An 18,342-nucleotide genomic window follows, 5' to 3' on the forward strand; every position below is an offset into this window, starting at 1 on the left:
TGAGCGGGGGTCAGACGGTGAGGGCCAGGCGGTTGATGGCGGCCAGCGGGATGGGCAGCCAGCTGGGCCGGTGGCGGGCCTCGTACACCACCTCGTAGACCGCCTTGTCGATCTCCAGGGCGCGCATCAGCTCCGGGGCGGCCGCGGGGTCGGCGCCGCCGCCCGCGGTGTACCCGGCGCAGTACGCGGCCCGGTTGCGCGCGGCCCAGGCGGCCGCCAGGTGGGCGAGCTCGGGGTCGGTGCCGGGTGCTCCGGCCAGCAGGTGGGCGGCCGCGTAGTCGAACGAGCGGAGCATCGCCGCGACGTCCCGCAGAGCGGGTTGCGGCAGCCGTCGTTCGGCCAGCGGCTTGGCGGGCTCGCCCTCGAAGTCCAGCAGCACCCAACCGTGCGGGGTGCGCATGGCCTGGCCGAGGTGCAGGTCGCCGTGGATCCGCTGGATCGGCAGGCCGTCCAGGTGGTCGGCGGTGAGCTGCTGGAACGCGGCGCGCAGCGCCGAGCGGTAGCGCAGCAGCCCGGGGACGGCGGCCACCGCGCTGTCCAGCCGGTCGGCCATCGCGCCGGCCAGCCGGGCGATCCGCTCCCGGTCGAGCCGGTCGGTGGGCATCGACCGGGCCAGCACCCGGTGCACCTCGGCGGTGGCCCGGCCGAGCCGGTGCGCCTCGATGGCGAAGTTGCCGGGGGAGGGGTCGCCCTTGAGCCGGGCGACCTGGTCCAGGGCGAGCTCCCAGCCGTCCTCGGCGTCCGGCAGGTAGCGCTGGAGCAGGCCGAGAGTGGCCGGTTCCGATCGCTCCAGGCGGCTCTCGAACCACGCGGCGACCCGCGGGATCCGGGTGGAGCCGGCCCGGGAGAGCGCGAGCGAGAGCTCCAGATCCGGGTTGGTGCCCGGGCTGATCCGGCGGAACAGCTTGAGGATGAAGGAGGTGCCGTAGATGACCGAGCTGTTGGACTGCTCCGCGGTGGAGGCCCGTCCGGGCAGGTTGCTCGGCAGGCCAGGCCCGGGGGTGCGACGGAACGAGAGCGGGCCGAACCGGTCGCCGGTGGCCAGGTGTTCCAGCAGCCGCCCGGTGAGCTCGGGGTCGTGCACGGCGTCGTAGAGCTGGGCGCCGTCGTAGGTGGTGCCGTCCAGCCGGCCGAGGACGGCGCCGGGGGGGATCCCGCCGGGATCCTTCGAGCGGATCCCCAGCAGGAGCTGGTAGATGTCGCCCTGGGCGGCCGGCCCGGTGCCCTGTTCCACCCGCAGCAGCAGGTGCAGCAGTGCGGGGTCGCCGACCTGCAGCGGGGTGCCGACCACGGGGGTGAGCCCGGTGATCGCGCGCCCCTTGCCGGCGAACCAGCGCTGGGTGGGGAGCCAGGCGGCGATCAGCGGCAGCGCGGCGTGGACCAGCTCGCTGACCCCCGCAGCAGTTCTCCGGGCCCCGGATCCGCGCGTACTGACGGACCCGGGGGCGCCGTCGGGCGTGTCGCGGTGCACTTGGGCTTGAGAACGGGAGGTTTCGGACATGACTCCCTTTCCCCGGAAGCGGGCGGACTGCCCGACGGGTCCTGGCCGGGTCCGTCAGTCTTCCGGATTTCGGCGGCGCGGCGGCGACGGCACGCGAGCGGGGCTCGGGTGTCACGCCATAGTGTGGGTGGCCGTTGGGCTGTTCTCCGTACGCGGTGGTGCAGAGGCCTCCGGGGGCGCGGGGTGGTGCTCTCGCGCCCCCGGAGGGTTCGATGCTGTGGGGCCTGATGGATCGTTACTTCGTCGGTCGCGGTGCTACTTCGCGCCGGGCTTGCGCAGCTGGAACCAGTAGAAGCCGTGCCCGGCCAGGGTGAGCAGGTAGGGCCACTCGCCGATGGACGGGAAGCGCACGCCGCCGATCAGCTCGACCGGGTACCGTCCCCCGTACCGCCGCAGGTCCAGTTCGGTCGGTTGTGCGAACCGCGAGAAGTTGTTCACGCACATGACCAGGTCTCCCTCGTACTCGCGCACGAAGGCCAGTACTGCGGGGTTGCTGGACGGCAGCTCGGTGTAGCTGCCGAGGCCGAACGCAGGGTTGAGCTTGCGGATCTCGATCATGCGACGCGTCCAGTGCAGCAGCGAGCTCGAACTGCTCTGCTGTGCCTCGACGTTGGTCACCTGATAGCCGTACACCGGGTCCATGATGGGCGGCAGACTGAGCCTGCCCGGGTCGGCGGAGGAGAAACCCGCGTTGCGGTCCGGCGTCCACTGCATCGGCGTCCGGACGCCGTCCCGGTCGCCCAGCCAGATGTTGTCGCCCATCCCGATCTCGTCGCCGTAGTAGAGCACCGGGGAGCCGGGCAGCGAGAGCAGCAGGGCGGTGAACAGCTCGATCTGGTTCCGGTCGTTCTCCAGCAGCGGGGCGAGCCGCCTGCGGATGCCCACGTTGGCCCGCATCCGCGGGTCCTTCGCGTACTCCGCGTACATGTAGTCGCGCTCCTCGTCGGTGACCATCTCCAGGGTCAGCTCGTCGTGGTTGCGCAGGAAGATGCCCCACTGGCAGCCGGACGGGATGTCCGGGGTCTTGGCGAGGATCTCGGAGACCGGGTAGCGGGACTCCCGGCGTACGGCCATGAAGATCCGCGGCATCACCGGGAAGTGGAAGGCCATGTGGCACTCGTCGCCGCCGGAGGCGAAGTCGCCGAAGTAGTCGACCACGTCCTCCGGCCACTGGTTGGCCTCCGCCAGCAGCACCGTGTCCGGGTAGTCCGCGTCGATCTCCTTGCGCAGCCGGCGCAGGAACTCGTGGGTCTCCGGGAGGTTCTCGCAGTTGGTGCCCTCGCGGGCGTAGAGGTAGGGCACCGCGTCCAGCCGGAAGCCGTCGATGCCCAGGTCCAGCCAGAACCGCAGGGCCGCGATCACCTCCTCCTCGACCCGCGGGTTGTCGTAGTTCAGGTCCGGCTGGTGGGAGAAGAACCGGTGCCAGAAGTACTGCTTGCGGACCGGGTCGTAGGTCCAGTTGGAGGTCTCGGTGTCGACGAAGATGACCCGGGCGTCCGGGTACTGCTTGTCGTCGTCGGCCCACATGTAGAAGTCGCCGTACGGCCCGTCCGGGTCGTTGCGGGACGCCTGGAACCACGGGTGCTGGTCGCTGGTGTGGTTGACCACGAAGTCGATGATCACCCGCATCCCGCGCAGGTGGGCGGCGTCCACGAACTCGACGAAGTCGGCCAGGTCGCCGAACTCGGGCAGCACCGACTTGTAGTCCGCCACGTCGTACCCGCCGTCCCGCAGCGGGGAGGCGAAGAACGGCGGCAGCCAGAGGCAGTCCACGCCGAGCCACTGCAGGTAGTCGAGCTTCTCGGTGAGGCCCTTGAGGTCCCCGACGCCGTCGCCGTTGCTGTCCTGGAAGGACCGCACCAGGACCTCGTAGAAGACCGCGCGTTTGAACCAGTCGGGATCCCGGTCCTTGCGCGGCGTCTCGGCGAAGGTGTCGGGGACGGGCTCGTTGACTGTCACTGAGGATGCCTCCGAACGGTGAGGAGGTGGGCCGGCCCGGCGGACGGGTCGAGCCGGACGTAGTTGCGCCGGGCCCAGGTGTAGGTGGCGCCGGTGAGCTCGTCGTGCACGGTGAGCGGGTGGTCGCCGTCGAGGGTGACGGTCGCCTCCTGGGCGTGCCTCGGGTCCAGGTTGACCACCACGATCACGTGGTCCTCGATGCCGTCCTCGGTGGTCGCGGACTTGGAGTAGGCGATGACCTGGTCGTTGTCGGTCGGGTGGAAGCGCAGGTTGCGCAGCTGCTGCAGGGCGGGGTGCCGTCGGCGCAGCCGGTTCAGCGCGGTGAGCAGCGGTGCGAGGGTGTCCTGCCGGGTCCAGTCGCGGGGGCGCAGCTCGTACTTCTCCGAGTGCAGGTACTCCTCCGAGCCGGGATGGGCGGGCTCGTTCTCGTAGTGCTCGAAGCCGGCGTAGACGCCGTAGCTGGGTGCCAGGGTGGCCGCCAGGACGGCACGGACCGCGAAACCGGCCGGACCGCCCTGCTGGAGGTACTCGGGCAGGATGTCCGGGGTGTTGGCGAAGAAGTTCGGCCGCATGTAGGCGGCGGTCTCGCCGCTCAGCTCGGTCAGGTACTCGGTGAGTTCCTGCTTGGTGTTGCGCCAGGTGAAGTACGTGTAGGACTGGTGGAAGCCGATCTTCCCCAGGGTGTGCATCATCGCCGGACGGGTGAAGGCCTCGGCCAGGAAGATCACGTCGGGGTCGGTCCGGGCGATGTCGGCGAGCACCTTCTCCCAGAAACTGACCGGCTTGGTGTGCGGGTTGTCGACCCGGAAGATCCGCACCCCGTGGGCCATCCAGAACCTCAGGACGCGCAGGGTCTCCTTGACGATCCCGTCGAAGTCCTGGTCGAAGTTGACCGGATAGATGTCCTGGTACTTCTTCGGCGGGTTCTCGGCGTACGCGATGGTGCCGTCGGCGCGGTGGGTGAACCACTCCGGGTGCTTGTTGACCCACGGGTGGTCGGGGGAGCACTGCAGGGCGAAGTCGAGGGCGATCTCCAGGCCCACCGCATCGGCCTCGGCGACGAAGTGGTCGAAGTCCTCGATGGTGCCCAGGTCGGGATGGACCGCGTCGTGGCCGCCCTCGGGGGAGCCGATCGCCCAGGGCGAGCCGACGTCGTGCCGGCCGGCCGTCAGGGTGTTGTCCGGCCCCTTGCGGAAGGCCCGGCCGATCGGGTGGACGGGCGGCAGGTAGACCACGTCGAAGCCCATCGCGGCGACCGCGGGCAGCCGCTCGGCGGCCGTCCGCAGCGTCCCGGAGACCGGCGGCGCGACGCCCGACGGGTCGACCAGGGCGCCCTCGGAGCGCGGGAAGAACTCGTACCAGCCGCCGTACAGCGCCCGCTGCCGGTCCACCTGGAGCGGCAGCGGACGGGAGGCGCTGACCAGCTCGCGCAGCGGGAAGCGGGCCAGCAGGGCCGTCACCTCCGGTGCCAGCGCGGCGGCGTAGCGGCTGAGCGTGGGCAGGCCGGGGTCGCGCAGCGCGTCCACGGCGGCCAGGACGTGGGCCCGGGCGTCCTTCTTCGGCACCCCGGCGGCGGCGCGCTCCAGCAGCTGCGCGCCCTCCTCCAGGACGAGTGCGGTGTCGATTCCGGCCGGAAGCTTCACCGCGGCGTGCTTGCGCCAGGTGGCCACCGGGTCGCTCCACGCCTCCACCAGGTACGACCAGCGGCCCGCGGCGGTCGGGGTGACCTGCGCGCCCCACCGGTCGGTGCCCTCGGCCAGCTCCCGCATCGGGGTCCACGGGCCGCTGCGGCCGCGCGGGTCGCGCAGCACCACGTTGGCGTTGACCGCGTCATGACCCTCGCGGAACACGGTGGCGCTGACCAGGAAGGCCTCCCCGACCACGGCCTTGGCCGGGCGTCGCCCGGCGTCCACTAGGGGGGTGACGTCCAGGACGGGGATGCGGCCGATCACGGTGTCGCTCTCTGTCGTCTTGCGGGCGGTCGTCTTGCGAGCGGCCGTCTTGCGGGGCGCCGGCCGGCCGGCCGCCGTGGCTGCCGCGGGTCGGGCCGTGGTGGCGGTACTGGTGGTGGTGGCGCCGGGGGCGGCCTTGCGGGGGGCGGCCTTGCGCGGGGCGGCCCGGCGGGCCGGGGCGGCGGCGCCTGCGGCGGCGGCGCCGTCGGGTCCGCCGGCGCGCGGGGCCGGCAAGGGCTGCTCCGTGGTTGACGGTGTGTCGGGTGAGCCCGACGGCGAGGTGGACTGGTCCCGCGTGTCGCCGTGCATGCCAAACTCCTGCCCGAGATCGGCGGCGGCTCCCGCGGGCCGGTGGCCGGGGAGTGCCGGAGGAACTGCTGGCTGAGGAAGGACGTGCGACCGGAAGCCTGCCCGCACCGACGCGCCCGGCAACCTGCTCACCGGCCCGCGACCGCGACTCGTGTTCCCGAGCAGGCGCGCGCGTCCCGGCGCGCGCCGCTCGGGGTACGCCCCGAGGTGACCCAACCCAACCGGAAACGAGCGGAGCAGGGATGAGGACACGCGTTCAGAACGCAGCTCAGGGCCGAATGGGCTAAGGAAGAAAAAGGTTCGTCAACGAGATGCTCCCGGACCTGGAGCAGCAGGGCGCGCCAACCGGCTCGCACTCCCCGCGGCACCAACGACCTTTGTGCATCCTCGCACCACCGGCAAGTCCTCGGGGCGGGTATGCACCCGTTTTTGGCCGATGAACGGGGGCAAATCAGACACCCGACATGCAGCTGTTCCCAAGTGTTTACGCGCCCAGTGCGCGCCCTCCGGCCATCACGCGCCCCCTGCGCCCCCCGTGTGCCGGAGTGCGCCCGATGCGATCTCACCAATGGTCCGAACGGGTGCGCAATACGGTAGTTGACGCCCCTTCAGGCGCTCTGCGGGGTCTACGCTTCAGGCCGTGAAGGCAATCCGCAGATTCACCGTCCGCACCGTCCTGCCCGAGCAACTCCAGCCGCTGCACGAACTCGCGCTCAACCTGCGCTGGTCCTGGCACCCCGAGACCAGGGAGCTGTTCCGCTCGGTCGACCCCGAGGTGTGGGCCGCCGTCGGGGAGGACCCGGTCAGGCTGCTCGGCGAGGTACCGGCGGCCCGGCTCTCCGCACTCGCCGCCGACCGGCGGTTCCTGCGCCGGCTCGGCGACCTCGCGGACGACCTCCGCGACTACCTCACCGGCCCCCGCTGGTACCAGTCCGCACTCCCCCCGGGAGACGGCGCGGGCCCGCTGCCCGCCGCCATCGCCTACTTCTCGCCCGAGTACGGCATCGCCGCCGCCCTGCCCCAGTACTCCGGCGGGCTCGGCATCCTGGCCGGCGACCACCTCAAGGCCGCCAGCGACCTCGGCGTGCCGATCATCGGCGTCGGCCTGTTCTACCGGCACGGCTACTTCCGGCAGTCGCTCTCCCGGGACGGCTGGCAGCAGGAGCGCTACCCGCTGCTCGACCCGGACGAGCTGGCCGTCAGCCTGCTCCGCGAGCCGGACGGCTCCCCCTGCCGGGTCGACCTCGCCCTGCCGGCCGGCCGCAGCCTGGCCGCGCACATCTGGAAGGCCCAGGTGGGGCGCGTCCCGCTGCTGCTGCTGGACTCGGACATCGAGGCCAACGGCCCCGCCGAGCGCAACGTCACCGACCGCCTCTACGGCGGCGGCAGCGAGCACCGGCTGATGCAGGAAATACTGCTGGGCATCGGCGGCGTCCGGGCCGTGCGCAGCTACTGCCGGCTCACCGGGCACGCCGCCCCCGAGGTCTTCCACACCAACGAGGGCCACGCCGGCTTCCTCGGCCTGGAGCGGATCCGCGAGCTGGTCGGCGCGGACGAGAAACCGGCCGAGGGCGTCGCCGCCCCCGACGAGCCGCCGCTGGACTTCGGCGCGGCCCTGGAGGCCGTCCGGGCCGGCACCCTGTTCACCACCCACACCCCGGTCCCGGCGGGCATCGACCGCTTCGACCGGGACCTGGTCGCCCGACACTTCAGCGGCGACGCCGCGCTGCCCGGCGTCCCGGTCGAGCAGGTGCTCGCGCTCGGCGCCGAGAGCTGGACGGGCGGGGATCCGAAGCTCTTCAACATGGCGGCCATGGGCCTGCGGCTGGCCCAGCGCGCCAACGGTGTGTCCACCCTGCACGGCGAGGTCAGCCGGGCCATGTTCAACGGCCTGTGGCCGGGCTTCGACGCCGCCGAGGTGCCGATCACCTCGGTCACCAACGGCGTGCACGCCCCCACCTGGATCGACCCGGCGGTGGTCCGCCTCGGCGCCGGCGAGATCGGCCTGGAGCGGGCCGAGGACGCCATGACCATCGGTGAGGCCAAGCGCTGGACCGGCCTGGAGCGGATCGGCAACGCCGACATCTGGGAGCTGCGCCGCACCCTGCGGGCCCAGCTGGTGGAGGAGGCCCGCAGCCGGGTGCGCGCCTCCTGGCGCCAGCGCGGCGCAGGCGAGGCGGAGCTGGGCTGGGTCGCCACGGCCCTCGACCCGGACGTGCTGACCATCGGCTTCGCCCGGCGGGTCCCCTCGTACAAGCGGCTCACGCTGATGCTCCGCGACCAGGAGCGGCTGCGCTCGCTGCTGCTGCACCCGACCAGGCCGGTGCAGATCGTGGTGGCGGGCAAGGCGCACCCCGCGGACGACGGCGGCAAGCGGCTGATCCAGCAGCTGGTCGCGTTCGCGGACGACCACGCCGTGCGGCACCGGATCGTCTTCCTGCCGGACTACGACATGGCGATGGCCACGCACCTGTACCCCGGCTGCGACGTCTGGCTGAACAACCCGCTGCGCCCGCTGGAGGCCTGTGGCACCTCCGGGATGAAGGCCGCCCTCAACGGCTGCCTCAACCTGTCCATCCTGGACGGCTGGTGGGACGAGTGGTACGACGGGCAGAACGGCTGGGCCATCCCCACCGCGGACAGCGCGGGCCTCGGCCGGCTCGACCCGGAGAGCGCCGAGGCCGAGAAGCGGGACGACATCGAGGCCGCCGCGCTCTACGACCTGATCGAGCACCAGGTCGCCGCCCGGTTCTACGACCGGGGCGCGGACGGGCTGCCGCACCGCTGGATCGCGATGGTCCGGCACACCCTGGTCACCCTCGGCCCGAAGGTGCTGGCCGGCCGGATGGTCCGCGAGTACGTCGAGCGGCTGTACGCGCCGGCGGCCAACGCCCGGCGCGAGCTGGCCGCGGCCGAGCCCGGTGGCCCGTCGTACCCGGGCGCCCGGGAGCTGGCGGAGTGGAAGGCCCGGGTCCGGCAGGCCTGGCCGGCCGTCCGGGTCGAGCACGTCGAGGCGGACGGGCCGGACGAGGCCCAGGAGCTGGGCGCCACGCTGGCCCTGCGGGTGCAGGTCTCGCTCGGCCCGCTGCAGCCGACCGACGTCGAGGTACAGGTGGTCTCCGGCCGGGTGGACGAGAGCGACGGCATCTCCGACGCCGTCGCGATCGCCCTCAAGCCCGCCGGCGGACCGGACCTGGACGGCCGCCGCCGCTACGAGGGCTCGCTGGAGCTCTCCCGCACCGGCCCGTTCGGCTACACCGTCCGGGTGCTGCCGGCCCACCCGCTGCTGGCCTCCCCGGCCGAGCTCGGGCTGATCTCCCTCCCCCCGGAGGCGGTCGGGATGGACGCGGGCGTCCTGCGCTGAGCCCTCCGGGTCGATCCGCCGAGGAATCCGGCTCGCGCGGCCCCTCCCGGTCATTATCGTCACTCTGACCATAATGATCGGGAGGGGCCGCACCCATGCCCGTCGGCGATTTCCTGAGCGAGCTCCGTTCCACGACGACGGCCTGCGGGACGGCGAGCACCTGCGGCCCTGGACGGCCGGTCTGTTCCGGGAGGTCCTGGCGGACGGCCGGACACCTTGGCTGGAACTGTGCGGTGACCGCGGCGAACGCCAGCGACAGGCGCTCGCCGCGGTCGACCGGCTGCTCGCGGAGGGCGTCGCGCCGGCGGATCCTCCGGGCTGAAGCCGGCCGGCGGCTCAGACCAGGCTGTCCTTCCAGGTCCGGTGCAGGTGGGCGAAGCGGCCCTGGCCGCCGATCAGGTCGGCCGGGGAGCCGTCCTCGACGATCCGGCCCTGGTCCATGACCAGGACCCGGTCGGCGATCTCCACCGTGGAGAGCCGGTGGGCGATGATCACGGCGGTGCGCCCGGCCAGCACGGTCCGCATGGCGCGCTGCACCGCCTGCTCGCCCGGTACGTCCAGGGAGGAGGTCGCCTCGTCCAGGATCAGCACCGCCGGGTCGGCCAGCAGGGCACGCGCGAAGGCGACCAGCTGGCGCTGGCCGGCCGAGATCCGGCCGCCGCGCTTGCGCACGTCGGTGTCGTAGCCGTCCGGCAGGGCGGCGATGAACTCGTGCGCCCCGATGGCCTTCGCGGCCTGTTCGACCTCGGCGCGGGTGGCCTCCGGGCGGCCGATCGCGATGTTCTCGGCGACCGTGCCGGAGAACAGGAAGGACTCCTGGGTCACCATCACCACGTTGCGGCGCAGCTCCGCGGTGGCCAGCTCGCGCAGGTCGGTGCCGTCCAGCGTGATCCGGCCGTCGGTCGGGTCGTAGAACCGGGCCAGCAGCTTGGCCAGGGTGGACTTGCCCGCGCCGGTGGCGCCGACCACGGCGGTGGTCCGGCCGGCGGGCAGCGACAGGTCGAAGACCGGCAGTACCTCCTTGCCGTTGCGGTAGGCGAAGCGGACGCCCCGGAAGTCCACCGCCCGGCCGCTGCCGGTGATCGCCGGCAGGGCGACCGGGGCGGCGGGCTCGGGCACGGACGGCTCGTGGGCCAGCAGTCCCGCCATCTTCTCCAGCGCGGCGGCGGCCGACTGGTAGCTGTTCAGGAACATCGCCAGCTGGTCGATCGGGTCGTAGAGGCGGCGCAGGTAGAGCACGAAGGCGGTGAGCACGCCCAGCTCCAGGCTGCCGTCGGTGACCAGGTAGGCGCCGAGCACCACGATGCCGGTGATCCACACGTTGGCGACGGCCCGGGAGAAGCCGACGTAGCGGGCCATCTCCAGCAGGCCGTCGGCGGTGGCGGCGGCGGACTGCCGGTTGACGGTGCCGAAGGCCTCCTCGTTGGCCCGCTCGCGCCGGAAGGCCTGTACCGGCCGGATGCCGTTCATGGTCTCGGTGAACTTGACGATCACCGAGGCGACGGCCGTCCGGGAGCGCCGGTAGACCCGCAGCGAGCGCCGCCGGAACGAACGGATGATCAGGTACATCGGCAGGAAGGACGCCAGCGCGGCGAGCCCCAGGCGCCAGTCCATCACCAGCAGCACCACCGAGATGAAGCTGACCGACAGGGCGACCGAGAGCAGCTCCTGCAGGCCCTCGTTCAGCAGTTCGCGCAGCGCGTCCACGTCACTGGTGGCCCGGGAGATGATCCGGCCGGAGGTGTAGCGCTCGTGGAAGTCCAGGCTGAGCCGCTGGGCGTGCCGGAAGATCCGGCCGCGCAGGTCCAGCAGGACGTCCTGGTTGATCCGGGCGCTGTACCGGATGAACAGCCGCTGCAGGTAGGTGGAGAGCAGCGCGCAGCCCAGGTACGCGGCGGTGACCGCGATCAGCGGGCCGTTGTCGTGCTCGCGCAGCGCCGGGATGCCCCGGTCCATCGCGACGGCGACCAGCAGCGGGCCGGCCTGCAGGGCCGCCTGCTGGACGAAGATCACCAGCATGGCCAGCAGGATCCGGCGGCGGTGCGGGCCGAGCAGCTGTCCGAGCAGGGTGCGGGCCGCACCCGGGGGGACGGGGATGTCCTCGTCGTCCGGTGTCGCGGTGCCGAGCTCCTCCAGCTCCTCGGCCGGCTCCAGGGTGGTGGTCATCGCCGGGTGCTCCCTTCGAGCTCCTGCGCGGCCTCGCCGGACATCAGCGCGCGGTAGGCCGGGGAGCTCTGCAACAGCTCCGGGTGGGTACCGACGGCGGTGATCCGTCCGTCGGCGAGGAGGGCGACCCGGTCGGCGAGCAGTACGGTGCTCGGCCGGTGGGCGACCACCAGGGCGGTGGTGCCGGAGAGCACCTCGCGCAGGGCGCGTTCGACCAGCGCCTCGGTGTGCACGTCCAGGGCGGAGAGCGGGTCGTCCAGGACCAGGAAGGCCGGGCCCCCGACCACCGCCCGGGCCAGGGCCAGGCGCTGGCGCTGGCCGCCGGACAGGCTCAGCCCCTGCTCGCCGACCTGGGTGTCGGGGCCGGCGGGCAGCCGGTCGACGAAGGCCGCCTGGGCGGTGGCGAGGGCGGTGGCGAGCTGCTCGGGGCCGGCCCCGGGAGCGCCCATCAGCACGTTGTCCCGCACCGAGGCGGAGAACAGCGTCGGCTCCTCGAACGCGACCGAGACCAGCCGGCGCAGCTCCTCGCGGGGGATGTCGCGGATGTCGCGGCCGTCGAGGGTGATCGAGCCGCCGGTGGTCTCGTACAGCCGGGGGAGCAGGGCGGTGAGCGTGGTCTTGCCGCTGCCGGTGGCGCCGACCAGGGCGAGTGTCTCGCCGTGCCGGATGTGCAGGTCGATGCCGTCCAGCAGGTCGGGGGTGTCGGCGGGCGCGTCGGGGTAGCGGAAGCGGACGCCGGTGAGGCGGATGCCCCGGTCGGCGACCGGGGCGGTACCGGACGGCGTCTCCCGGAGGTCGGGCTCGTCCATGACCTCGAAGTAGCGGTCGGTCGCGGTGGCGGCCTCGTTGGCGTAGGCGAGCAGCCAGCCGAGCGACTCGACCGGCCAGCGCAGCGCGAGGGCGGTGGAGAGGAAGGCGACCAGGGTGCCGGCCGAGAGGGTGCCGTGGGCGACCTGGACGGCGCCGACGGCCAGCGCGCAGCCGAGCGCGAGCTCCGGCAGGCCGACGATGACGGCCCAGAGGTTGGCCAGCAGGTCGGCCTTGCGCAGTTCGGTGCTGCGCAGCCGGTGGCTGTGGCCGCTGAACTCCTCGGTCATCGTGCGGTGGCGGCCGAAGGCCTTGAGGATGCGGATGCCGAGGATGGACTCCTCGACCACGGTGGCCAGGTCGCCGTTCTGGTCCTGGGCCTGCCGGGCGGAGGCGGCGTACCCGTTCTCGAAGTACCGGGTGAGCACCATCAGGGGGACGGCGGGCACCAGGGTGATCAGCGCGAGCTGCCAGCTGAGGACCAGCATCAGCGTGGTGCCGGTCAGGAAGACCATCGTGTTGACGATCAGGAAGACCAGCGGGAAGGCCAGGAACAGCCGCATAGTGAACATGTCGGAGGTGGCCCGGGAGAGCAGCTGGCCGGAGGACCAGCGGTCGTGGAAGGAGACCGGCAGCCGTTGCAGCTTGGCGTAGAGGTCGCCGCGCATCGCGGTCTCGACCCGGGCCAGCGGTCGGGCCACGATCACCCGGCGGACCCCGAACAGCCCGGCCTCGACCAGGCCGAGCAGCAGGAGGAGTCCGGCCAGCGGCCACAGGGCGTCCAGGTCGCGGTGGGCGATCGGTCCGTCGACGATCCGGCGGAGCACGATCGGGACACCGAGCACGCTGCCGGAGGCGATCAGGGCGGCGAGCACGGCGCCGGCCAGCCGCCAGCGGGCCGGGCGGGCGTACGGCCACATGCGCAGCAGGGAGCGCACTGTGGACCGGTGTGCCGGTCTGTCCGTCGGGTCGGGTCTGTCGACCGACGGTGGGTCAAGGTCCTCGGCGGTGGTCTGCGCGGTGTGCTCGTTCTCGGCCATCGCCGAGAGGGTAGGCCGAGGCCATGACATTTCTCATCCGGTTTTACGCGCCTGTCGGCGGGAACCGGCCATGGTCGTCCACCGCCCGGAGCAGCCGGCAGGACCGGCCGGCCAGGGTGACGGCGGTCAGGGCGGCGTGCGGGCCCTCGGGGAGCTCGTCCCGGGCGGTGTCCACCTCGGTCCGGTAGACCGCTGCCCAGGGGGCGCCCGGAAGGGTGAACGAGACGGCCTGGGGGCCGGCGTTGAGCAGCAGCAGGAAGCTGTCGTCGCGCAGCGGCCGGCCGTGCTCGTCGCGTTCGGACATCGTGGAGCCGGAGAGCAGCATCCCGAGGACGGCGGTGGGGGTGAACCAGTCGGCCTCGGTCATCTCCTTGCCGGTGCCGGTGAACCAGGCCAGATCCCGCTGCCCGCCCGGCACGGCGGCGCGGCCCGAGAAGAAGGCGCGCTGGCGCAGCACCGGGTGCCGGCGGCGCAGGGCGATCAGTCGGCCGGTGAGGTCGGCCAGCGAGCGCCACTCGGGCTGCTCCAGCAGTGACCAGTCCAGCCAGCTGGTCTCGTCGTCCTGGCAGTAGGCGTTGTTGTTGCCGTGCTGGGTGCGGCCGAGTTCGTCCCCGGCGGTGAGCATCGGGACGCCGGTGGACAGCAGCAGGGTGGTGAGCAGGTTGCGCAGCTGCCGCCGGCGCAGGGCGAGGACGGCCGGGTCGGTGCTGTCGCCCTCGGCGCCGCAGTTCCAGGAGCGGTTGTCCTCGGTGCCGTCCCGGTTGTCCTCGCCGTTGGCCTCGTTGTGCTTCTGGTTGTACGAGACCAGGTCGCGCAGGGTGAAGCCGTCGTGGGCGGTGACGTAGTTGACGGAGGCGTACGGGCGGCGGCCGCCGCGCTGGTAGAGGTCGGAGGAGCCGGAGAGCCGGTAGCCGAGCTCGCGGACGTCGGGCCGGGCGCCGCGCCAGAAGTCCCGGACGGTGTCGCGGTACTTGTCGTTCCACTCGGCCCACAGCGGGGGGAAGCCGCCGACCTGGTAGCCGCCGGCGCCGACGTCCCAGGGCTCGGCGATCAGCTTGACCCGGCTGAGCAGCGGGTCCTGGGAGACGGCGCCGAGGAAGGGGTGGTGCATCTCGACCCCGTCGCTGCCCCGGGTGAGGGCGGAGGCGAGGTCGAAGCGGAAGCCGTCGACGCCCATCTCGGTGACCCAGTACCGCAGCGAGTCGGTGATCAGCCGGACGGTGTGCGGCTGGCGGGTGTCCAGGGTGTTGCCGCAGCCGGTGTAGTCGGCGTAGCCGCGGCGGCTGCGGTCCAGCCGGTAGTAGCCGCCGTTGTCGATGCCGCGCAGGGAGAGCGCCGGGCCCATGGTGCCGCTCTCGGCGGTGTGGTTGTAGACCACGTCGAGGATCACCTCGATGCCGGCCGCGTGCAGGGCGCGGACCATCCGCTTGAACTCGCCGACCTGCTGGCCGCGGCTGCCGGCGGAGGAGTAGCCGGCGTGCGGGGCGAAGTAGCCGAGGGTGTTGTAGCCCCAGTAGTTGACCAGGCCACGGGCCTGCAGGTGGTCCTCGCTGACGTGGTGGTGGACGGGCAGCAGCTCCACGGCGGTGACGCCGAGCCGGGTCAGGTGCTCGATCGCCGCGGGGTGGGCCAGGCCCGCGTAGGTGCCGCGCAGGTGCGGCGGGATGTCGGGGTGGCGCATGGTGAAGCCGCGCACGTGCAGCTCGTACAGGACGGTCTCGGCCCAGGGGGTCTTGGGCCGGTGGTCGTCGTACCAGTCGTCGTCGTCGTGCACGACCACGCCGCGGGGCACGTACGGCGCGGAGTCGCGGTTGTCCCGGACGGTGTCGGCGACCTCGCGCTCGGGCCAGTTGCGGACGGCGGCGCAGGTGGCGTCGTGGGTGGTGTAGTGGCCGTCGACGGCCCGGGCGTACGGGTCGAGCAGCAGCTTGGCCGGGTTCCAGCGGGCGCCGGTCCACGGGTCCCAGCGGCCGTGCACGCGGTAGCCGTACCGGGTGCCGGGCAGGACGCCGGGCAGGTAGCCGTGCCAGGTCTGGAAGGTCTGCTCGGCGAGCCGGTGTCTGCTCTCGCGGCCCTGCTCGTCGAAGAGGCAGAGGTCGACGGCCTCGGCGGCCGGTGCCCAGAGCGCGAAGTTGGTGCCCCGGCCGCCCCGCAGGTCGGTGCGGAAGCGGGCGCCGAGCGGCTGCCAGCTGCCGGGCCAGGGGTCGGGCGGGGCCGGGTGGGGCGCCGTGCCGTTGGAGGGCGCGGCGCGGGGCTGTGGCTCGTCCCGGTCCGTCCCCGTGTCCAGCTCCTGCCACGCAGTCATCGCCGCACCCTCCCAGCGCGGGGGTCCCGTCCCCGCTTTCCTGTTGTTCCCTGATCGGATGCCGCCGTCACGTGACGGACCGTCCCGTGACGGACTGTGAACAATTGTGTCCCGTTGTGCATCCTGACGGCGCCCGATGAGTGAACTCGCCCCCTCGTGTCCCCGCCCGTCCGCCGTCGTTATGCCCGCTGTCGGGCCGGTTTCGGCCGAACCAGCTGATCAGGGGAGGTCCGGGATGCATCCCGGAGTACGGGACTGGGCGCGGCGGGCGGCGGTCCTCGGGCTGTTCCTGCTGGCGGGGTGCACCGGTGCGGACCGGCCGGCCGGCAGCGCCGACGCCGCGACCGCCCCGTCGCCACCGGTCTCCCGCGCCCAGCTGACCGTCACGCCCGTCGACGGCGCCCAGGAGATCCCGGCCGAGGTGCCGGTGCGGGTGGCGGTGACCCAGGGCCGGCTGCGGTCCGTGCGGCTCGCCGACGACCGCGGGGCCGAGGTGCCCGGGCGGATCGGCGCCGACGGGCGCAGCTGGAGCCCGACCGGACGGCTCGCGCCGGCCACCCCGTACACGCTGGACGCGCTGGCCGAGGACGAGGCCGGGCTCCCGGCCGCCCAGCACGTCTCCTTCGCCACCCGGACCCCCGCACGGACCTTCGCGGCGTTCTACACCCCCGAGGACGGCTCGACCGTCGGTGTCGGCATGCCGGTCTCGCTCCGGTTCACCCGGGCGATCACCGACCGGGCGGCGGTGGAGCGCGCCGTGACCGTCGCCGCGGACCCGCCGGTGCGGGTGGCCGGGCACTGGTTCGGCAACCGCCGCCTGGACTTCCGGCCGGAGCGGTACTGGGCGCCCGGCACCAAGGTGGTGCTGACCCTGCGGCTCAAGGACGTGCAGGGCGCGCCGGGCTACGTCGGGACGCAGTCCAAGGAGGTCCGCTTCACGGTGGGCCGCTCCCAGGTCAGCACCGTCGACCTGGACACCCGGACGATGACCGTCCGGCAGGGCGGCACCGTGCTGCGCACCCTGAAGATCAGCGCGGGCGGCCCGGAGCACTCCACCTACCTGGGGGCGATGGTGGTCTCGGAGAAGTTCCAGGTCACCCGGATGAGCTCGCAGACGGTCGGGATGGGCGACGAGTACGACATCAAGGACGTGCCGCACGCCATGCGGCTGACCGGTACCGGGACGTTCGTCCACGGCAACTACTGGTCGCCCCGGACGATCTTCGGCACCGCCAACACCAGCCACGGCTGCATCGGGCTGGCCGACGCGAAGGGCGGTGCGGCGGACTCCCCGGCGGGGTGGTTCTTCGAGCACACCATCACCGGCGACGTGATCGAGGTCCGCGGCGGCGCGGGCGACCGGGTGCCGCCGGACAACGGCCTCAACGGCTGGAACCTCCCCTGGGCGCGGTGGACCGGGGGAAGCGCCCCGGCGGCCGGATGACCATTCACTGAACCGGCACCCGCCGCCCCTTGAAGATTCACCCGTATGGGCCAGTTATCCTGACCTCCCGCGCCGGTCCAGGGTCCCTGCCCGGCGAGCAGCGCGAAAAAGTTGTCCTTCGCCCGGTGCAACCCGACCCGGGCACAGCGCGTGTATTCGCTTTGGGTTACCGGGAGGGGAGACCGACGTGAAGCCGGTTCAGGCGGCCGACGCCGCAATACGCAGAAACACGGGGACGACCGGACGGGCCGTCCGCCAGGCCGGGGTCGCGGTGCTGATGGGCGGCGTGCTGCTGCTCGGCTCGGCGTGCAGCTCGGGGGGCGGCGGTTCCAGCGACGGGGGCTCCGGCGGCGGGACGGGTGGCGGTGGTTCGTCGGCCTCGGCGGCCGAGCCGGCGAAGGTCTCGACGGCGCAGCTGACCGTGACGCCCAAGGACGGCTCCACCGACGTGGCCCCGAACGGCCTGCAGGTCGCGGTGGCCAGCGGCAAGCTGACCAACGTCGAGGTGACCGACAAGAACGGCAAGGCGGTGGCCGGCGCGATCGCGGCGGACGGCCTGAGCTGGAAGCCGACCGACTCCCTCGCCGTCGGCATGGTGTACAAGGTGAACGCGCAGGCCAAGGACGCGGCGGGCCTGGAGGCCGCCTCGACCAGCACCTTCACCACGCTGACCCCGGCGAAGACCGCGGCGACCAACGACAACATCGCGGACAACGGCACGTACGGCGTCGGCATGATCGTCTCGGTGGCCTTCAGCAAGCCGGTCAAGAACAAGGAGGCGGTCACCCAGGGGATCGCCTTCGAGGCCTCCGACGGCACGGTGGTCAAGGGCCACTGGTTCGGCACCCAGCGGCTGGACTTCCGCCCGGCCGAGTACTGGAAGCCCGGCACCAAGGTGACCATCCACTACCGCCTGAAGAACGTCGAGGTCTCGCCCGGCGTCTACGGCGACGTGGACAAGGACGAGCCGTTCACCATCGGCCGCTACCAGGTGAGCACCGCGGACGCGGCCAGCCACCAGATGACGGTCAAGAAGGGCGACGGCACCACCCAGACCATCCCGATCACCGCCGGCAACGACGACAACCCGTCGTGGAACGGCACCCTGGTCGTCTCCAGCAAGGAGAAGGTCACCCGGATGAACTCGGCCACGGTGGCCAACGTGGTCGGCGGCGAGTACGACGTCCCGGACGTCCCGCACGCGATGCGGCTCACCAACACCGGCACCTACGTGCACGGCAACTACTGGAGCAGCGCCTTCGGGAAGTCGAACGCCAGCCACGGCTGCATCTCGATGCAGGACGGCAAGGGCGGCGACGACGGCTCGACGGCGGGCAAGTTCTGGTCCGGCTCGATGGTCGGCGACGTTGTCAAGATCGTGAACTCCAAGGGCAAGCAGGTCTCCCCGGACAACGGCCTGAGCGGCTGGAACGTCGCCTGGGGCAGCTGGTAGTCCGCACCCCGCTCCGCACGGCCCGGTCGTTCCTCGGAACGA

General features: G+C 72.5%; 10 protein-coding genes. 4 read left to right on the top strand and 6 right to left on the bottom strand.

Going from position 1 to position 18,342, the window contains the following annotated elements; genetic code table 11:
* Window positions 1-10: 10 nt before the first annotated feature.
* From OG871_RS24365 to OG871_RS24375, 3 genes are all read right to left on the bottom strand, one after another.
* Window positions 11-1,501: a maltokinase gene (locus tag OG871_RS24365; RefSeq protein ID WP_371499251.1), complete on the bottom strand. Its 1,491-nt coding sequence runs from the start codon at window positions 1,499-1,501 to the stop codon at window positions 11-13.
* Between the two features lie 255 nt (window positions 1,502-1,756).
* Complete coding sequence (gene treS / locus OG871_RS24370; RefSeq protein WP_371499253.1) at window positions 1,757-3,460, bottom strand: maltose alpha-D-glucosyltransferase; 1,704 nt, start codon at window positions 3,458-3,460, stop codon at window positions 1,757-1,759.
* On the bottom strand, window positions 3,457-5,412 hold the full coding sequence (locus OG871_RS24375; RefSeq protein ID WP_371503409.1) for an alpha-1,4-glucan--maltose-1-phosphate maltosyltransferase: 1,956 nt from the start codon (window positions 5,410-5,412) through the stop codon (window positions 3,457-3,459). Before OG871_RS24375 ends, treS begins: the two co-directional genes overlap by 4 nt.
* 949 nt (window positions 5,413-6,361) lie before the next feature.
* On the opposite strand from OG871_RS24375, the gene glgP reads away from it, so the two are divergent.
* A complete protein-coding gene (gene glgP / locus OG871_RS24380) occupies window positions 6,362-9,085 on the top strand; it encodes an alpha-glucan family phosphorylase (protein ID WP_371499255.1) in 2,724 nt (907 codons plus the stop codon).
* 73 nt (window positions 9,086-9,158) lie between these two features.
* Window positions 9,159-9,407, top strand: a complete 249-nt coding sequence (locus OG871_RS24385; RefSeq protein WP_371499257.1) for a hypothetical protein — start codon at window positions 9,159-9,161, stop codon at window positions 9,405-9,407.
* A 14-nt stretch (window positions 9,408-9,421) separates the two neighbouring features.
* On the opposite strand, the gene OG871_RS24390 is transcribed toward OG871_RS24385, so the two are convergent.
* From OG871_RS24390 to glgX, 3 genes are read right to left on the bottom strand one after another with little or no spacing between them, the layout of a single operon-like run.
* Window positions 9,422-11,251, bottom strand: coding sequence for an ABC transporter ATP-binding protein (locus OG871_RS24390; protein ID WP_371499259.1), 1,830 nt, complete (start codon window positions 11,249-11,251; stop codon window positions 9,422-9,424).
* The gene (locus OG871_RS24395) at window positions 11,248-13,098 is read right to left on the bottom strand and encodes an ABC transporter ATP-binding protein (RefSeq protein ID WP_371499261.1); all 1,851 of its coding nucleotides are present in this window, start codon (window positions 13,096-13,098) and stop codon (window positions 11,248-11,250) included. The genes OG871_RS24390 and OG871_RS24395 overlap by 4 nt, the downstream gene beginning before the upstream one ends.
* Window positions 13,099-13,141: 43 nt before the next feature.
* Window positions 13,142-15,403, bottom strand: coding sequence for a glycogen debranching protein GlgX (gene glgX / locus OG871_RS24400; RefSeq protein WP_371499262.1), 2,262 nt, complete (start codon window positions 15,401-15,403; stop codon window positions 13,142-13,144).
* 235 nt (window positions 15,404-15,638) lie between these two features.
* On the opposite strand from glgX, the gene OG871_RS24405 reads away from it, so the two are divergent.
* Both OG871_RS24405 and OG871_RS24410 read left to right on the top strand, forming a co-directional pair.
* Window positions 15,639-16,847 (top strand): Ig-like domain-containing protein, encoded by a 1,209-nt coding sequence (locus tag OG871_RS24405; protein ID WP_371499264.1) that lies wholly within the window; start codon window positions 15,639-15,641, stop codon window positions 16,845-16,847.
* A 187-nt stretch (window positions 16,848-17,034) separates the two neighbouring features.
* Window positions 17,035-18,300 (top strand): Ig-like domain-containing protein, encoded by a 1,266-nt coding sequence (locus OG871_RS24410; protein ID WP_371499266.1) that lies wholly within the window; start codon window positions 17,035-17,037, stop codon window positions 18,298-18,300.
* The last annotated feature ends 42 nt before the right edge of the window (window positions 18,301-18,342 follow it).

Origin of the sequence: Kitasatospora sp. NBC_00374 (assembly GCF_041434935.1) — a bacterium.
In the GTDB taxonomy this organism is placed as follows: Bacteria; Actinomycetota; Actinomycetes; order Streptomycetales; family Streptomycetaceae; genus Kitasatospora.